Origin of the sequence: Coleofasciculus chthonoplastes PCC 7420 (genome assembly GCF_000155555.1) — a bacterium.
GTDB lineage: Bacteria > Cyanobacteriota > Cyanobacteriia > Cyanobacteriales > Coleofasciculaceae > Coleofasciculus > Coleofasciculus chthonoplastes_A.
Genome location: NZ_DS989848.1, coordinates 40,537 through 58,827 on the forward strand (window position 1 = coordinate 40,537; position 18,291 = coordinate 58,827).

At 45.5% G+C, this 18,291-nt stretch carries 12 protein-coding genes; 7 read left to right on the forward strand and 5 right to left on the reverse strand.

Annotated elements, in window-relative coordinates; genetic code table 11:
• Positions 1-15: 15 nt before the first annotated feature.
• Complete coding sequence (locus tag MC7420_RS12505) at positions 16-5,304, reverse strand: CHAT domain-containing protein (RefSeq protein WP_044206905.1); 5,289 nt, start codon at positions 5,302-5,304, stop codon at positions 16-18.
• Here MC7420_RS12505 and MC7420_RS39590 point away from each other — a divergent pair.
• Complete coding sequence (locus MC7420_RS39590) at positions 5,303-5,455, forward strand: hypothetical protein (protein ID WP_157453150.1); 153 nt, start codon at positions 5,303-5,305, stop codon at positions 5,453-5,455. The two genes, MC7420_RS12505 and MC7420_RS39590, sit on opposite strands and share 2 nt — an antisense overlap.
• Before the next feature lie 104 nt (positions 5,456-5,559).
• Here MC7420_RS39590 and MC7420_RS12510 read toward each other — a convergent pair whose 3' ends face one another.
• A complete protein-coding gene (locus MC7420_RS12510; RefSeq protein ID WP_006100883.1) occupies positions 5,560-6,150 on the reverse strand; it encodes a chromophore lyase CpcT/CpeT in 591 nt (196 codons plus the stop codon).
• A 128-nt stretch (positions 6,151-6,278) separates the two neighbouring features.
• On the opposite strand from MC7420_RS12510, the gene MC7420_RS12515 reads away from it, so the two are divergent.
• Complete coding sequence (locus tag MC7420_RS12515) at positions 6,279-7,607, forward strand: hypothetical protein (protein WP_044207047.1); 1,329 nt, start codon at positions 6,279-6,281, stop codon at positions 7,605-7,607.
• 50 nt (positions 7,608-7,657) lie between these two features.
• On the forward strand, positions 7,658-7,897 hold the full coding sequence (locus MC7420_RS12520) for a hypothetical protein (RefSeq protein ID WP_006100983.1): 240 nt from the start codon (positions 7,658-7,660) through the stop codon (positions 7,895-7,897).
• A 323-nt stretch (positions 7,898-8,220) separates the two neighbouring features.
• On the opposite strand, the gene MC7420_RS12530 is transcribed toward MC7420_RS12520, so the two are convergent.
• Complete coding sequence (locus MC7420_RS12530; protein ID WP_006100974.1) at positions 8,221-8,496, reverse strand: GlsB/YeaQ/YmgE family stress response membrane protein; 276 nt, start codon at positions 8,494-8,496, stop codon at positions 8,221-8,223.
• 397 nt (positions 8,497-8,893) lie between these two features.
• Complete coding sequence (locus tag MC7420_RS12535) at positions 8,894-10,600, reverse strand: choice-of-anchor I family protein (RefSeq protein ID WP_198016446.1); 1,707 nt, start codon at positions 10,598-10,600, stop codon at positions 8,894-8,896.
• A 567-nt stretch (positions 10,601-11,167) separates the two neighbouring features.
• Here MC7420_RS12535 and MC7420_RS12540 point away from each other — a divergent pair.
• Both MC7420_RS12540 and MC7420_RS36840 read left to right on the forward strand, forming a co-directional pair.
• A complete protein-coding gene (locus tag MC7420_RS12540; RefSeq protein ID WP_006100777.1) occupies positions 11,168-12,115 on the forward strand; it encodes a phosphate/phosphite/phosphonate ABC transporter substrate-binding protein in 948 nt (315 codons plus the stop codon).
• An 89-nt stretch (positions 12,116-12,204) separates the two neighbouring features.
• Complete coding sequence (locus MC7420_RS36840) at positions 12,205-14,208, forward strand: ATP-binding protein (protein WP_006100965.1); 2,004 nt, start codon at positions 12,205-12,207, stop codon at positions 14,206-14,208.
• Between the two features lie 221 nt (positions 14,209-14,429).
• On the opposite strand, the gene MC7420_RS12550 is transcribed toward MC7420_RS36840, so the two are convergent.
• Positions 14,430-15,149, reverse strand: a complete 720-nt coding sequence (locus tag MC7420_RS12550; RefSeq protein WP_044207052.1) for a response regulator — start codon at positions 15,147-15,149, stop codon at positions 14,430-14,432.
• Positions 15,150-15,621: 472 nt separating this feature from the next.
• Between MC7420_RS12550 and MC7420_RS12555 the strand changes: the two genes are divergently transcribed.
• Positions 15,622-16,956, forward strand: coding sequence for an ATP-binding response regulator (locus MC7420_RS12555; RefSeq protein ID WP_157453151.1), 1,335 nt, complete (start codon positions 15,622-15,624; stop codon positions 16,954-16,956).
• Between the two features lie 54 nt (positions 16,957-17,010).
• A complete protein-coding gene (locus MC7420_RS12560; RefSeq protein WP_006100957.1) occupies positions 17,011-18,156 on the forward strand; it encodes a hybrid sensor histidine kinase/response regulator in 1,146 nt (381 codons plus the stop codon).
• The last annotated feature ends 135 nt before the right edge of the window (positions 18,157-18,291 follow it).

Consider the following 18,291-nt stretch of genomic DNA (forward strand, 5'->3'; position numbering starts at 1 on the left):
TGGGCTACGCCACTACTACCAAGGACTACCCACCAGGGTTAAAGCACTCCAGTAGTAAGGATGGGTAAAATCTTGGTCTGGCGTTTGGGCGAGTTCGGGGTTTAAGGGAATCTGTATATCCCCCGCGATTAACTGTTTGTCCTCTAATCGGACTTCACCGTTAAGCATCGCCAGTTGAGTTTGGCGTAGGGCTTCGGCTTTAATTGGTGCTTGTTGCAAATGGTCATAAAAGCTGGTCATGAATCCCAGAGTACCCGCATCACTAACATACCAGAGGCTTCCTAAGGCGGACTTCACCCCAGCTTGTATGGCTAACCCAGCAAACCCTAATTCGGCTTCTCTATCACCTAAGGCGGTGCGACAAGCACTGAGGACTAATAGTTCTGTGGGAGGATTGTTTAATCCGAGTTGCCGCAATTGATCTAATCTGAGTTTCTGGTTCCATAACTGGATATAGGAGTTAGACGCCTTCCCCGATTGAAACTCGCCATGAGTGGCTAAGTGGACAATTCCAAAGGGTTGAGATGAGCGGATTTTCTGGAGATTTTCTAAGGTAAACTCTTGGTTAAGAAATGCCTTACCTTGCCACAGCGGACCTGCGATCGCGGATAATTCTAAGGGTACAGCAGGTAAGGGGTTCAGATCCTGGAATGTATCAGCACCCATGGCGAGGACACCAACATTGCGAATATCCACATAACGAGTATCGGTTAGCGATAGACTGGGCATCAAACCAACGCTATAACGTTCGATCAGAAATCCTTCGCCATCATGGAGTGCGGCTACAGGTAAAGAACGTAATCCCTCGTCCATGATGAAGGCGAGGTTATCAATCTCTTGGGTTTGTAGATTTTCTTCTAGGGGAGCAACAAGCCATTGATAAAGTTGTTGTCCTGGAGTGATATAGTCACGGGGAATCCTGACATTGGTGACGTTGCGGCGAAATTCCTGAGCGACTTCTAGGACTTGTCCACGGGTGACTCCAGCGATGCGTCGCCGTATCGGGGGTTCCTCGGCGGAGATGATCAGCAGTTCTAATTGATCACTCTCTTGGGGAGTAATTGTAACATGGGGACCGGAGCGATTGAGGTAGTTATCAAACGCCTCGGTATTATTTGTTTCTAATCCGATATAGTTGGTGTTTTTTGAGATTTCAGTTGGCGCAAAGCTGACATAAATGAGTGCGGGTTTTTCCCCAGTTGCTTGTTCAATTTCACTCAGAATTTGACGCGCTTCTGTCTCGCTTTTGATCGGGGTACTTACGCGATTGGATGCGATGGGTTGAACAACCGAGAACGATTCGATTTCTTCTTCTACTTGATTTTGGGTTAGAGCAGTTGCTGGTGGCGTCAGTGTTGGTGTCGGTATCGGTGTTGGTGTCGGTATCGGTGTTGGTGTCGGTATCGGTGTTGGTGGTGGCTCGGTGACGTTAATGCTCACCTGTTGCGGTTCAGAGAAGGACACGCGATCGCTCCCTATAATAGTAAACGCTGAAATATCCCCTGTCTCATCTGTTGGCGGGGTATATACCAACACATCATCGACGGATAGTTCTGTTTCCGAAGTCACTGGTGTCCCATCTTCTAGCGTTAGCGTTCCGGCAGTAATTTCGCTAATTTGGATCGTGGTATTATCACCATTTGCATCTGCCACTTCTATATCTAAATCCGACAATGTAAATGTAATCGATTCATTGGTTTCTGTCGTTGGCAATGATACATCAGCAGTTAAACTTGGAGATTGATTGACAAACGTAATATTAATATTGCCCTGAGATGAGGTTATCGTTTCTGGTATCAGAGTACCTGGAGATGGAATTTCTTGATCGGGGAGAATTGTACTACTTTCACCCGCATTAATTCCACCTGCTGTTCCATTGATACTGGCATCTCCTACCGTAAATAACTCATTATCAATTCCACCATTATGAGTAATGTCTACTATACCCGACTCAGTATTTCCTTCGGTTTTAATCGTGATATCCGTTTCTGAAATTGTCCCCACACCCCTGACTAAACCATCGGGAATTCCATTGGCGGTGATGCTAACATTACCTCCGATTCCATCGGCTAAGTCAGAAAACGCTGAGGTGTCGATACTCTCAAATACAATGCTACTTCCCTCTAAGGTTACTGAATTACCTGTTGCCGTTCCGGTTTCATCTGAAGCGAAAGAAGATGCCGTTGTATCAATTGATCCTGTTTGAATAGCTTCAGTAGCATTGAAGTTGACTTCACCTCCAGTTGCAAAACTCGAAGTAACCACACCTGCACTACTAAAAGCCGAAGACAATGCAGAGGAATTGATAGTATTTGTATTTATAGAACCTGTTGCGGAATTTAGGCTCACTAATCCTCCAGTTGCAGAACCCGAAGTCACAGAACTTTCAATAGCAAACGCTGAAGACGATGCTGAGGAATTAATTATGCCTGTGACATTGATATCACTTTCAGTTTCAATGGTTATTGAACCACCTATACTATTCAGTTCACCATTGCTGCTACCTGACGTATTAATTCCATCTGTTGTAATAGTGCCTGATGCAACTAACTCGACTGCACCCCCTTGGGAATTTTCATCTCCTATGTTGTCGAATGCTTCATTAATCGAAGAGGCATTAATTTCACCTGTCTGAATATTTCCTCCTGCTTCTACGTTGACTGCCCCTCCTTCAGAACCATAAAAATTATTAGCCTCAAAAAATGAATTAATCGCACCAGTAATAATATCGCCGTTGGAGGTTATGTTAACCGCTCCACCAACCGTGGAAGAGCCAGCCCACGTTGAAGTCGAATTAATTTCTCCTGTCGTAATCCCTATAGGAGCCAAGAGGTTTATCGCCCCCCCATCCGTAAAACTTGAGCTAGAGTCGAGAGTTACTCCACTGGTATTAATCGTCCCACTGTTACTTGTAAAGTCAATGCTACCGCCCGCAGTGCTAATGTCAGCGTTAACATCAATGTTATTACCAGCTTGGAAGAACAAATCTAGGATATAAATATCACTGATGTTACTGATAGGAGCATTTACGATAATATCATTATCAGCTTCTAAACTTAACGTCGTATTTCCAGCATTCAAAGAGATATCAAGGGCAGCGTTTACTGTAATAGTGCCTTCCTGATTTCCTTCATTTCCTTCCTCTCCTGCTGTTGTAATCGTGACATCAGTGCCGCCATTGAGAGCATTGACTATATCATTGACATTGATTTGAGATTCAGCAGAAGGCGTAAAAATTCCACCCGTAAAAGTACCAGTAGGAGCATCATCTGTAATGGTGACATTCCAAGGATCAAGTAACCAACTCCCAGGTAAACCATTAGCGGCACTAGTATTTACTGTTCCACCAATAGATTCCAACACGTTTTTCCCGGATGTCTCTACAAACCCACCATTCCCGTTTTCTGTACCCCCTCGCGCTGTGATTGTCCCAGAGAAGCGGGTAAAATTATCTGACCAAACAATAACACGCCCGCCATTTCCATTCACTCTGGCATCAGCGTTAATACTAACTTGATTACCGACGACAGTTGTGTCAGCCGTCGGAACCGTACCTTGTCCTTTATACTCGCCACCCACTCGGATTTCACCTCCACCTGTGTCACCCGAAACATTAATTTGAGCTTGATCAATTAAACCGATAACAGTTCCGAAAATATCTATATTTCCACCCACTGAGTCAGCGGAAGTATCCACTGTTCCCGATACAATTGCGGTTCCTGGTTGCTGAGGAATTACCGTACCTGCGGCAGTTTGTGCCGTGTTATCTTCATTAACCGTTAAACCCGTTTCCTCATTACTCCCTGTGAGTAATTCCGGCAACAGTAATGGTGTGATAGAGTTAAGGTTATTTGCGGATACCTCCAAACTTAACACTTGTCCTGTTTGCGTCAGACGCAAACGGCTGGTTCCAGGAACTGCCGCAATGGTAATTGTGCCAGCAGTCGCTTCCATTGTCCCTGTATTGATCACATTTCCTCCAACTAGGGAGAGTGTCTGCCCTTCAGATACAGCTAAATTACCCGCATTAACGATACTTCCAGGCTGTGAGGTGGCAAACTCAAAGGCATTGGGATTACCGACAAGGTTGATATAATTAGTTGAACCTACAGCGTTAAACCAACCCCCATCAAAACCAATTCCTGTAGCCGTTGTTGCCGTAAAATCAGCCGGAACATTCAGACTAGCGTTAGCCCCAAATACGATACCCGAAGGATTCATTAAAAATAAATTGGAGTTACCGCCTGTGACTTGAATTAAACCATTAATGATTGAAGGATATCCGCCATTGACTCGCCCTAGTATGTTTTGAATTGAGGGTTGAGAAAGAAAATTAGCAATTTGTTCGCTGTCTAATCCAAATTGACTAAAACTGTGGAAAAGATTTGCCCCATCTCCCGATAATTGACCGCCCGTGATATCGATGCGATCGCCTATTGGTGTAACCTGAGTTCCTGTACCATCTGCTGATGGTGTAATTTGTGCCTGTGCTGGCATAAGGTTTATAGCAGCTATGAGGGGAAGTGCCGCGAATGATACTATCTGTTTCAACACTTTGCGAATTGGACGGATACAGGCTGGTTGTGAGGATAAGTCTGATTGGTTGCTTGAACTCCGACGGGCGATCGCCCAAGCAACAGCTTTACGGGCTTGCAGACGTTGCTCAAGGGAGTGTTGATAACATATACTGTCTGAATGATTGCGATAATAATAGAGCGGCTTTTTAAGGTGGTATACGTCTGTTAGTTCAGAAAGCCGTAAGGATAGATCGTAGTCTTCAACATAGTAAAATAACTCATCAATTCCCCCCACTTGGTCATAGACGGAACGACGGATTAACCGGAAGTGAAAGGTCATAAATTTTTGTAGCATTCCTTTTTTAGAGAAGGGAATACGACATCGACTGCCATAACCTGTCACGTTACCGCTTTCATTGATTACCTGGTAGTCGGTGTAAACCATCCCTACATCTGGCTGAGTATCCAGAATCGCAGCGGTTTCCGCAAGCGCTGTAGGGGCTAACCAATCATCGCTATCCACCCAACCGATATAGGAACCCGTGGTTTGGGCGATCGCACATTTGAGGGAAATACCTCGTCCTTGATGTTCAGCCGCGATAACTCGGACTCGTGGATCACGTTTAGCATAGTCTTGGGCGATCGCAACTGATCCATCCGTTGACCCATCATCCCACACAATCACCTCAAAATCTCCCCAAGTTTGTGCCAATATGCTGTCAATCGCCGCGCCGAGATAACGTTCTCGGTTATAAGTAGTGATGACAAGAGAAATGGCGGTAGTCATGGCATCCTCCGGACAGGTGATTTTTGGGTTCTTGATGCGTGGATCATCAAACGGTGGAAAAACTGAGATCGGCTGGTGCGATCGCGGATTAGATCCTACTGTCTATCGTAGTCGAGGGATTTGCGATCAGCTAATTTTAGAAATTAAATGATACAGTTCAACCTGATCTCTATAAGGACACGACAATGCCGTGTCCCCACCTCTATTTATCAGATTTTAAATCAGCGATATTCAACCTCAGATTTAACCCATTGCTTAAACTGTCACTTCATCGGCAAAACTAGCCCGACGGACAAAGTAAAAAGGACCCGCAATAGAACCCCAAATATGCTCATCGGTTACGGGATCGCGTCCCCTATCTAAACTGATAAACTGATTTTCGTCAATTTCGAATGTACTATCTAGATAGGTTTCTTTGCCTTTGCGGAAAACCTTACAGGCTTTGCCCGGTTCAACGTGTCCTTGAAAGCTTTTCCCTGTCCATTCGACAATCATATTACAACCAGGAAGTTTATCTAGCTGATCGGTGGTTAGGGTTTGCAGGCGGTTAAGATCACGAGAGGCACCGTAAAATTTTTCGGGTTCTTTAACGGTGTAATTTTCAATTTCAATATGATCGCCAACCACCATTAATTTCAACACCCGTAAGCGGTAAGGGGCGTTGAGAAGATAGTCATACGCCTGTTCGACAAAGAAACTGACGCCATCCAGGAGTGACGCGGGGAGGGGACGCATAAACACCCGGATATGGGCATAAAAGGGCGGATTATCAAAAGCCTGTTGTTGGTTACTAAAGTCAGCCGCCATCCAACGGGCTAATGTGGCAATGTCAGTAGAATGAGTCATTATTAACGATCTTGATTAATCGAAATATTGGATCTGGATCAATCTTAAATTGATTTTATTCCCAATAACAGAGGCATTCATGTCTTGATTGCTGTACCCTAATAGAGTTGATCAGTGAGCAAGCCTCTGTGGATGCAATTCTAGAACAAGCCAAAGATCTGAAACAAGCCCTAACCAACTTCGTACTGGAAGCAGACGGAGAGTTAGCCGTCGCCTTGGAAAGCTATGCGGCGGATCAGTTGACGCGAGAACCCTACGATATCAACCAGCGCAACTTGGTGATTGATACCTTCTTAACTGAGGGTGACGTGGAAAATCAGACGCCTTTGGATCTGTTCCTAGAACACCATCCTAATTTAACACCCAGCGATCGCACGTTGTTAAACCGCTGGCGAGATAGCTTTATTGGCTTGTTTGAACTTACCCACATCCTCCCCGATGGCTTTGAACTGAAAAATTGGCTCACCGATAAGCATTACACCGTCAAACCCACTCATCCCACAACTATAGACCAGATGCGGCGGTTTAAGGTTGGGGAAATCTTACTCACTCGCCTCACCCCTGTCACCGATACCTACTGGATGATTTCTAGTCCGATTATTTCCAAAGGGCGCTTGAGTCAGCCCAAGCTAGCCGTAGCCATTGGGGAATTCAAGAACAACTACAAAAATGCCCTTTACCGTGATGCGCCGGAACTGTTAGAACAGGCTTGGGACTCTGTAGCGACTTATCATCAGTCATTTGTAGACTTCTTTGGACGCGATCGCGTTACCCTCCCTGGATACCAGCTTAATCAAAAATTGGCTCAACTGCGGGATAAAATGACCCAAGAACGTCTAGCGGCGGCTGGGATTGATCCATCGAAATCCCTCAAAGAGATGATTCAAGATTCGGGTACGGATGAGGAGGACGTTAAATCAGCGGCGGTAGAAGCAGGCGCAGACGCCAACGCGGTTAGCAATATGTTGGACAACTCCACCAACTCTCCTATGGTGACGCCTAAGGTAGATTTACCGGACGATATCCGCAACGCTGAACAGGTGACTGTTTTTTCTCATCCCCGTTGGGGTCAGATGTTTCTTCCCAGTTACTCTAAGTTTCAGGAGATGCTAGCATCCGAAGACTGGCAAACTTATCCCAATGCTGAACAACGAGTCCACAAATACTTAAATGATCCTCAGATTAACTTGTTTATCTGGCAACAGCTAGCCGAGGAGTATCCCACTCAACTGGAGAAGGTACTACAAACGGTATTAGATCGTCCAGATTTTAATCTCAAGCAGGATTTAGAACCCACCCTTCACCAAGAGTTTCATAAACCCCTAGAACCGGAACTCCCAGAAATTGCTAGCGTTCCCCTGCATTTGCACAATCTGTTTGAGTCGGCTGTCGCTGAGGTTCACAAATCCAAGTCTAAAGGTAAGCGGAAAAAGAAAGCCACCAAAGGTTTCCAATAATCCCTTAGGTAGGTTAGGATAGGGCAAATTATCTAATAGTGTCTCTATCGATGGATAGAAAAATCATTCGCCTTTGCCTATTTATCGTGAGTTGTAGTGCGGTGGGTCTTGTTGTGGGAGGAACTGCTGCTCAAGCGGAACTGAATCAGTGTTTAGGTGTTGCGACACCGACCGATGAGTGCTTGTTGCAAGATCCCATGGTTAAAACGGTCGAAGGAATGGGAATGGGTTTATTAGCAGGCGTTGGTGCTTCGGTTGGCGCAGTCTGGCAGATTTGGCAAAATAAGTAGGTGGGGATCGTCATTTGTCATTCGTCATACTCAAGGGAGCGAGAAGCAAGCTACGTCATTCGTAAGGTTGAGGGAATAGACAACTACATAATTTTCCTGCACATCAGTTTATTCGTGCAGTGTGTCTTTTCCCCCTACCCCTATAAAATAGGCTGTCATGCATTTAAATTGGGTATTAGTAGCGAGCAAGATGCAAAGCCTGCGGCATGGCTTCGCTTAACGCACTACAAGGATTTCCCCATTATTGATATTAAGGTTTAAATGCCGAACAGCTTAGGCAAAAAGCAGATATTAAGGTCTTCTGCCTTCTGCCTTCTGCCTTATTATGCGGATTTCTGAGTGACTAAACCCCAGATGAAGATCAACAGCAAGGCACCGAGAATGGCAAAGATAATACTGCCAATACTCAGAGCGCCTGACGCGGCGGCGGCGGCTCCGGACGAGCCTAACAAGAGTTTACCCAGAAACCCTCCGACTAAAGCACCGAGAATCCCTAAGCCAATGGTGGCAAAGATTCCGCCGCCTTGATGTCCGGGATAAATGAGTTTAGCGATCGCGCCTGCAATTAAACCTAATACGAGCCAAGCAATAATATTCATAGAATTCTCTCCTTACTTAATGTAATCTTTATTGTGTCTATGTCTCTATTAAGTTCAGACTATCAATTTACTGTAACTCCTCGCTTCTATCTAATTAAATAAATTAACTCTGTCTAAATCAGTATTTATGATTATCCGAAGATGTAGAGACGTAGCCTGCTACGTCTCTACACCCAAATTAATTCGGGGGACTCATACCCCAACCGCTATTGGTTTAAATTCCCCCATCCTTAGGATTTATACCAAGTTGCATTCAAAGATATAACTTTCCCTCCCCCTGCTCCCCCTGCTTCCCCTGCTCCCCCTGCTTCCCCGGCTTCCCCTGCTCCCCCTGCTTCCCCTGCTCCCCCGGCTCCCCCTGCTTTTCCTATCTACTATGTTTGAGCGCAACTCGGTATTAGTGGGGGCGCTTGCGTTTTAATCCAACCCAGCCTAGGGAACTAAACATTAACAAACCCAAGACAGAACTGGGTTCGGGTACGCTTTCAACTTCAAAGACACTCAAGGTTCCACTGGTTTCATTGGCGGTAACCACCAAGGGATTACCATTGGGACTCTCGTTAGCGCCAATAAACAGCAACCCTTCTAGCCCCAAATCACCGACGGCGGCTAGCTGTTCGGCTGTCGGATCAGGGTCTCCTTCTTCATTTAAGTTAAAATCAACGGAGAAGTCGCGGTTGTTGACATAATCCAGGAAGAAGGGGTTAAACGGATCAGTAATGTCATAACTGATAATGCCACCGATGCGTTCCAAACCAATAAAGGCAATGGTGCGACCCAAGAGTTCCGCAATCGTCACCGCTTGAGGTTCAGGTCCTTTATCATCACTGCGATCATCAAATAGGTTGAGTTCGTCGTCGGAGTTGAACAACTCTGGGAGAAACTCCGCCGTAATTTGTTCAAACGCATCCCCACTGTCGAATATGAGTTCGCCGTCTGTATCAAAAATCGAGAATGAACGTCCGCCAAAGGTATACAGTTCGTCAAAATCCCCATCGCCGTCTGTATCCCCTAGAGTGTTAGTCACTTTTAAACGACCTAGATTTTCGTCTTGTTGCAGTTGTTCGGCATTGGGGAAAGCCTCTGGGTCAAGCAGTAAGTCGCCTACCCTCACCTCTTCACTAAAAAAGTCAAAATCCCGGCTGTCACCTTCGTTTGCGGTCACTAGATAGGTTGTGCCATCTACGATATAGGAGGCAATTCCGTCAGGTTGGAACATCCCGAACAGGTTGTTGTAATTGGTGATGTTGATCGCACCGTCTTCATCACTGGCGTCTAAGGCATTCGGTGGCACGCTATAATCTTTGAAACCTAACCCAATCACTTTCTCTACCTGACCACTGGCGATATCAACCACCGCGATCGCATTATTTTCTTGCAGGGTGACATAAGCTTTTTGAGAATCCTGGGACACTGTAACAAATTCCGGTTCCAGGTTTTGAGAGGGGTTATCCTTGTTAGGTCCAAACAGGCGAACGTTGGCTGGGATGGAAACACCATCAAAGTTAGCTGTGGTTACATTAAACGTTGCCAAATCAATAATACTGACCGAACCCTGGGGATCTTCTGAGTAATCATCACTCAACTCCCCTTCATTTGCCACAATAATCTTGGTGCCATCTGGGGTGAAGGTTAGCGAGTCCGGTACTGAACCAACCGAAACGGGGTCATGTATGGAATTACCGTCTGCGTCGAAGAACAACACAAAACCGGGATTTTGCGGCATCTCATTGGTGACAGAGACAGCAAATATGCCATTGCTATAGCTGACGCTGTTAGGTGACCCAAATTCTGACCCAAATTCAGAAACGTTGATGGGCTCAAACAACGACGACGACGGATTCGTCGGATTGCTAATATCAAGAATATTAATCTGCTGTTGACCGGAACTGGTCACAAACAACCGTTGAGTGATCGGATCATACGCCGTTTGTTCTGCTGTGTTGTTCGCGAAAATCTTTGTCGAGAATGAACCGATGGGTGTCAGGTTGAGATTAATCGCGGCGGCTGGTGTAGCCACCATACCGAGTAAAACGGCTGACTGTAGGGTTGACTGAACTATACTCGGCATTCGATGAATGAGTGAATTGTGACGCCTAGACATGGGTGATGAATCTCCTGATTCGGATAGAGTCGATAGCGATACGTAAGAGGGTGGGTATAATTAACTGTTAATTAACCCCAAGAAGTTACGTTTTGTAAAGCAATATTGCCGCTGATTGGGGTAAGAATGGCTGATGTTTTTACATTACTTAACACATTAAAGCTAAATGAACACCGTTTGTTTGCCAGGGACAGAACGACCAATGCACAATTCCTACCCAGCGCTACAGAGTAATTTGTTCACAAAAATTAACGTTATAAGTCGAGTCAAACTACCTAGTTATCCACTCCTTATTTAGCATGGTCTTACACCAATAAAAAAGAGTTCTGGGACAGGTTCATCAACTCTTTAACAAAAACCCGAAAAAACTTCACGGAAACTTTATGAACAAATTTGTCAAAATTTGATATGTATCCAGCAAACCGACAAAATAATCTTAAAGGCAAAGAGGTATCCCCATACCTGGAAACTGGAGACGCCTTTCGAGTCTAAACAGACAAGAAAAGCTGAGGCGAAGCAACTGCACGGTTATCAACGACAATTTGTGATTATTGAGAGTTTAAACAAATGTTGCCAAAATTTTTGAAAGAGGTTGTCCTGCTGGGCTTGTTCACCACCCTCGTAAGTTGTGGTTCTACCGAAGAGAACAGCTTATCACAAACGCCAACATCGACGCCAACCCCTCAATCCACCGCTACTGGAACCCTTGTCCTTGCCGACGTTAACAAAAATGCCGCTGCCAAGCTAGAGAATTTCCAGCCCATGGCGGATTACCTAGCCGCCCGCTTAGAAAAATTTGGCATTGGTGTGGGTGAAGTTAAAGTTGCCCCTGACTTAGATACAATGGCAAGCCTGCTCAAAGAAGGCAAAGTCGATATCTACGTTGACAGTCCCTACCCCGCGATGATTGTCAGCGATAAATCGGGAGCCGAACCCATCCTGCGCCGCTGGAAGAATGGCAAGGGTGAATATTATGGGGTGATCTTTACCTTGGCAGAAAGCGAGATTGACTCCTTAGCCGATCTCAAAGGAAAAATGCTCGCCTTTGAGGAACCCGTCTCCACCTCCGGCTATTTTTTACCCCTGAATACTCTGCTGGACGCCGATTTGAAGATGGTCGAAAAAGGCTCACAAAACGAAGCTGTCGCCGCCGATGAGGTGGGATATGTTTACAGTAATGATGATGAAAATACGATCCAATGGGTATTGAGTGGCGAAGTCGCGGCTGGCGCGGCTGATTATTCATTCTTGGAAGAAATCCCCGCAGAAAGCCGCCAAGCGCTGAAAATTCTGGCTGAAACCCAGAAAATCGCTCGCCATCTGGTCATCGTCAGACCCGGTATGGATCCGGAATTGGTACAACAGATTAAGACGGTGTTGATGGAAATGAATCAGACACCTGAAGGGAAAGAGGTACTCACCACCTTTGAGGAAACCGCCAAGTTTGACGAGTTTCCCGTTGAAACCAGTCTCGATAAAATGCGCCAGTTGTATGAACAGGTGGAGAAAAAATAAGGGGTAGATGCTCTGTTAAAGGACAAGTTGCCCAGATGTATCAGCCAGGAAGCAACCGTTATCGAAATAAGGGGAGGAAGATAAGTGGAATGGCTAGATTCAACCCAAAAAAAGGTTCACTAGCCACCAAAATAACGTTGGCGATGACCACATTAGTGATTGTGGCAGTCGCCAGCGTCACGATGTTATCCCTACGCCGTCAGCAAGAAACCTTTCGGGATGAACTAGAACAACAGGCTGACCTATTGCTGGATACCTTAGTCGTCGCCACCCAAGATTCGCTCTACTTTCTCGATGTGTCTTATATGAAGGAACTCATGGAAGAGTTGGGCAAGGATAAGGTATTAGTGGCAGGTCAGATTTATGACAAAGATGGACGGGTGCTAGCAGATGCCTATAGCCGCAATGTTTTAGCGTATGGGGTCAAACCTGATCCCTTAGGTCAAGAACTGGTAGAAAGCAACGAAACAGTGTTTAAATGGCAGTCTGACCAACTCCTTGCGGGTAAAGCCGTCGTTTTGGGGCGTCAGCGGCTTGGGGCAGTTAGGGTTGGGCTTTCGACAGCCCCGCTGAAGGCAAAGATGGCAGCCGTGCGGAATGAAGGGATTGCCATGGGACTGGCAGCGGCGATGGTGGGTACGCTGGTGGCACTACTTCTGAGCCGTTCCATTACCGAACCCTTGAAGCAAATGACCGCCGCCACGCAGCATCTGGCGAAAGGGGATCTGAGTCAGAAGATTGCGATTGACACCAATGACGAACTGGCGGTTTTAGCGGGTGCCTTTAATAGCATGACCGACCAACTGCGAAACTTAATCGAAAGTTTGGAACACCAGACTGAAGATTTGCGGCAAAGTGAAGCGAAAAATAGTGCTTTGTTGAATGCGATTCCCGACTTAATGTTTCGGTTTAGCCCCGATGGGATCTTTCTGGATTTTAAAGCCCCAAAAGGAGAGTCTTACCTACAATCATCAGAAACATGGGTCGGTCAACCTGTCTCTGATGTTTTACCCCAAGAGGTGGCTCGATTATGTTTAGAGTATGTCGAGCGAACGTTAAAGACTCAAGATATTCAAATTTTTGAGTATGAGTTGTTTGTGGAGGAACAGCGCCGGAATTTTGAAGCACGGTTGGTGGTTAGTGGTAAACGGGAAGTTTTAGCGATTGTTCGGGATATTACAGATGCGAAATTAGTCCAAATTGAATTCCAACAGGCAAAAGAAGAAGCAGAAGCGGCTAATCGGGCGAAGAGTGCCTTTCTTGCTAGTATGAGTCATGAATTAAGAACGCCTTTGAATGGTATCCTCGGCTTAAGTGAGTTACTGCGAGAGGATGCCGAGGATTTAGGGTATACTGATTTTGTCCCGGATCTCCAGCAGATTTACGACTCTGGACTCCATCTTTTGAATCTGATTACCGATATTCTGGACATTTCTAAAATTGAAGCCGGGAAGATGAGCCTCTATCTGGAAAGCTTTGATATCTCTACTTTAATCGTTGAAGTTCAGAAGACGGTACAACCCCTAATCAAGAAAAAGACGAATACTCTAGAGGTTCATGGCGCGGCGTCCCTTGGCACAATGTATGCTGACCGAACTAAGGTTAAGCAGTTGCTATTAAACCTAATTAGCAACTCCGCCAAATTCACGGAGAACGGCACGATTGTACTGAGTGTTACTCGTGAAAGTGAAAATGAGGGAAATGGTAACTCGAAACGGGACGCTAAAATGCTACTGGTGAATGGGGAATTGTCTGTGGTTTCATCGGCAACCCTCGATAGTGCTTCAATGCCTGATGCTGGGAATGACGACCAAACCTCGGATTGGGTTATTTTTTCGGTCTCCGATACGGGTATTGGTATGACTCCAGAGCAGGCAGCCAAGATATTTCAGCCGTTTGTCCAAGCCGATGATTCTACCACGAAAAAGTACGGGGGTACGGGTCTAGGATTAGCGATTTGCCAACGGTTCTGTGAGATGATGGGCGGTAATATTCAGGTGGAAAGTGAGGTTGGTGTTGGCTCAACGTTTAGTTTTTACCTACCAGCTAAGGTCAAAGATCCGAAGCCGGAAAAAGTTTCTTCATCACGTTAATTCGGTGGATAAAATTACAGTTAACGACTGGGATTGTCATTGGTCATTTGTGGACAAACACCGTAGGGGCGACCCGCTGCACAAATGAACACGACTCACCCATTAATTTTATCGGGTCGCCCTGTATCAGGTATCGGGAATTATCCTGCATCCGGTATCAGGAATTAGATGAAAATTGTTCCCTGTTCCCTACCCTCACCACAACACGTATTCAGCAACCCCTAAGTAATTAATCCAGAACGGAGTGCATGGACTGCGGCTTGGGTGCGGTCATCAACGCAGAGCTTATTCAGAATATTGCGAACATGGGTTTTTACTGTGCCTACCGTAATATAAAGCTTCTCCGCGATCGCGGCATTACTTGCTCCTGCCACAATTAACTCAAGTACCTCTAATTCCCGTTCAGTTAAGGGATAGGCTTCGATGACTTGTTCGTACTCTGGACCTACCCCATCAATCTTGACGGTTCGATCTTGATTCGCCGCCATTTCAGAGGATGGATCTCGTTTTACCTGTCGTAAAACAATACTGGCAATCGCTGGATCAATCCAGGCGTTCCCTTCCTGGGTTACTTCTAGCGCCTCGACAAGCTGTTCAATTTCAATATCCTTCATGCAATAGGAATCGGCTCCAGCCGCAAAAGCAGCCAGTACCGCATCTTCACTATCATGCATGGTTAAGATGAGAACCCTTGTTTCTGGCTCCTGGGTATCTGTATGGCTACTCTTGAACTTGCGAGTCAAATCAATGCCATCCATATCCGGCAAACCGATATCCACAATAGCGACATCGGGTTTTAGGCTTTCTAGCAGCTTCAATCCTTGAGTGGCATTTGCCGCTTCTCCGACGACTTCAATTCCATCCTGTTCTTGTAAAGCGGCTTGTAAACCCATCCGCGTAAGGTTATGGTCTTCAATCAGGATGACACGCATAGGACTCACCATCAATGTTTCAGAACTCAAATTCGTTTGATCTTGGTCATTGAGAGATGTAGGACTGTTTGACTCCTTCTCTCGGATCTGGGTAATTTTCATCATATATTGTTTTGTATGCCAGCTTGGGCAGGGGTTTGGGAACCAAAGGGGTTTCTGACTCAATCAGCCTAGCCTAATCCATCTCGATTACTCTTCCCTCGCTAGTGCGACGCGGCAATAAAGATAATCAACACTATGGCAGATCCGTGGCAGATGTACATCTATCAATAGTATCAAGCCGTTTCAATTGAGCCAAAAATTTGGCAGCCAAGAGACTTTCTAGTGATTATGCCTATGGACTGAGACGAAAACCATAGCCATCAGCATACAATCTAAGACAAAGGTTGGACTATCTTCAATGCCAGCTTAGGCAAACTCACTTCCCAGAACAAGCTGCAACCTCCATTAATTCAGTTGTGTGTGCGTTAGGGCAATAGTATTGGCGCACCAGTTGCCATTCTCCCTGGGATACAACAGTGAGCTTGATCCTGACGTTGGTGATGAAGAAATCCTTCAGTTCTGCTCGTTGATGAAAGAAATGCTCAATATTCTGCTCGTTGATGATGAGGACATTGATCGCTTAGCTGTGCGTCAGGCTCTGGATGCCACGGGCTTGTCAATCAATTATGTTGAAGCCTGTGACTATAATAGCGCGATCGCTCTCATTGACCGTGAGACATTTGACTGTGTCTTTCTGGATTACTGTCTCCCCGACAAAGATGGATTAAGCCTGGTGCAAGATTTGCGAAAGGCTGGCGTCAAGATTCCCTTGGTGGTAATCACCGCTCACGGTAATGAGCAAGTCGCCGTGGCGCTGATGAAAGCTGGGGCGTCAGACTACCTGTCTCAGGATAAGATTTCACCGACAAGTTTAGGACGGATTCTGCAAAACGCGATTCGCATCTACCAAGCAGAACAGCAGGTGGAACTGGCTCATCAGCAGTTGCGCCAGACGAATGAACAGCTAGTCCGGCAAAATCAAGAATTAGCCCAACAACGGCAACAAATTCAACGTCAAAATTTAAAATTAAAAGAACTCTCTAAACTTAAATCGCAGTTTTTAGCTACGACATCCCATGAATTGCGGACGCCGATGAATGTGATTATCGGCTTTGCTCAAATGCTCCTACTCCAACGCCATGGATCACTAACATTATCACAATTAAAGATGGTACAATGTATCTTAAAAAATGGCAACCATCTGTTATCCCTCTTAAGTGAAGTCTTAGATTTTGCTCAAATTGAAGCCGGGGCTTTGGAACTTAAGGCTGAAGAATTTAATATCGATCAAGTGGTCAATTCCACTGTTAATGATGTTCGTCCATTGGCACTCCAGAAAGGGTTAGATTTATCGATAAAAATCCAACTCAAAAATACCTCAGTTATCAACGATCGCTCTCGTTTGCACAAGGTCTTAAAACACCTGCTCATGAATGCGGTTAAATTTACCAAATCCGGGTCGATCTGGGTCAATGTATACGAAGTTGAATCGCAACGACTGATTATTGACGTTGAGGATACGGGAATTGGTCTGTCTCAAGCCGAATTAGACTATATCTTTGACGCCTTCCGCCAAGTTGATCAGACCATAACCCGCCAATACCCCGGTACAGGGCTAGGATTAGCAATGACCAAATCCTTAGTTCAATTGATGCAGGGCAAGATTACGGTAGAAAGTCAAGTAGGAGAAGGGTCAATTTTTCGCGTCGAATTGCCGCGTTATATTTCTTATTCGGGGAAGTTGACAGAAATTAAAGTACCTGCTTATAATTAAATCTTTTAAAATGTTTTGGAGTTACGATGCTTTTCAAGTATAACTAGATGAAAAATGAATCTACCTGAGTCAAAAATAGAGCGGATTCTGGCAGTTGATGATGCGCCAGACAATTTATTCCTAATGCAAACCATCTTAGAAACTGAAGGATATGACCTCAGTTTAGTTGAAGATGGATATTCCGCATTAGCAATCGTTGAAAAATCACCTCCTGATTTAATTTTGCTGGATGTAATGATGCCACAAATGGATGGCTATGAGGTGACTCGGCGGATTCGTCAAAATAGCAGTTTGCCCTTTATCCCAATTTTGCTGATCACCGCTTATGAACAGTCAAGTGCGATTGAAGGACTCGATGCGGGGGCGGATGATTTTATTCGCAAACCTGTGGATGTGGGCGAGTTATTAGCGCGAGTGCGATCGCTACTGCGACTTAAGCATAGTATTGATGAACAAGTGCGACTGGCGCGTCAGCGAGAGGATTTCGTCTCTCGTCTCACCCACGATTTGCGAACCCCCCTAGTCGCGGCTGATCGGATGCTGAGTTTATTGAAACGGGGAAGCTTTGGACAGATTCCAGATTCGGCGGTAGAAGCCGTGGTTTCTATCCAACAAAGCAACCAACATTTAGTCCAGATGGTGAATACGGTGTTGGAAGTTTATCGCCACGATGCTGGATCTAAAGAGTTAACGTTTGTTTCAATAAATCCTCAGGAAATGATTAAGGAAGTCGTTCAAGAACTGACTCCCTTAGCTGAGGAAAAAGGATTAGCGTTAAGGCTGAATGTAGAAGAGTGCGCTAATTCATCTAATTCAGATAATTCAGACGATTATCTGGTGATGGGCGATCGCCTCGAACTTCGTCGCGTCTTCACAAATCTAATTGGCAATGCGGTCAAGTTTACGGAACAAGGATCGGTCGATGTTAATTTAGGTTTAGAATTGGATTCCACAAACTCGGCAGATGGTCAACCCCCTTTGGTGGCAATTTCCATTCAAGATACGGGATCAGGTATTTGTCCAGAAGATCTTGCCACTCTTTTCAAGCGATTTCGCCAAGGAAAGCATAAGCGATCGGGGAGTGGTTTGGGATTATACTTGTCTCGTCGGATCGTAGAAGCTCATCAGGGTAGGATTGAAGTCGAGAGTGAGTTGGGCAAAGGTAGTTTATTTACGGTTTATTTGCCCGCACAAACGTGAAGGGAACAGGAAGCTGGGGGAGCTGGGGGAGCTGGGGAAGCTGGGGAAGATAAGCTAAGGCGCATTTAAATTGTGTAGTGTATTCCCTGTTGCCTGTTACCTATTGCATCATAACCTTTAGGGTAACAACTATTT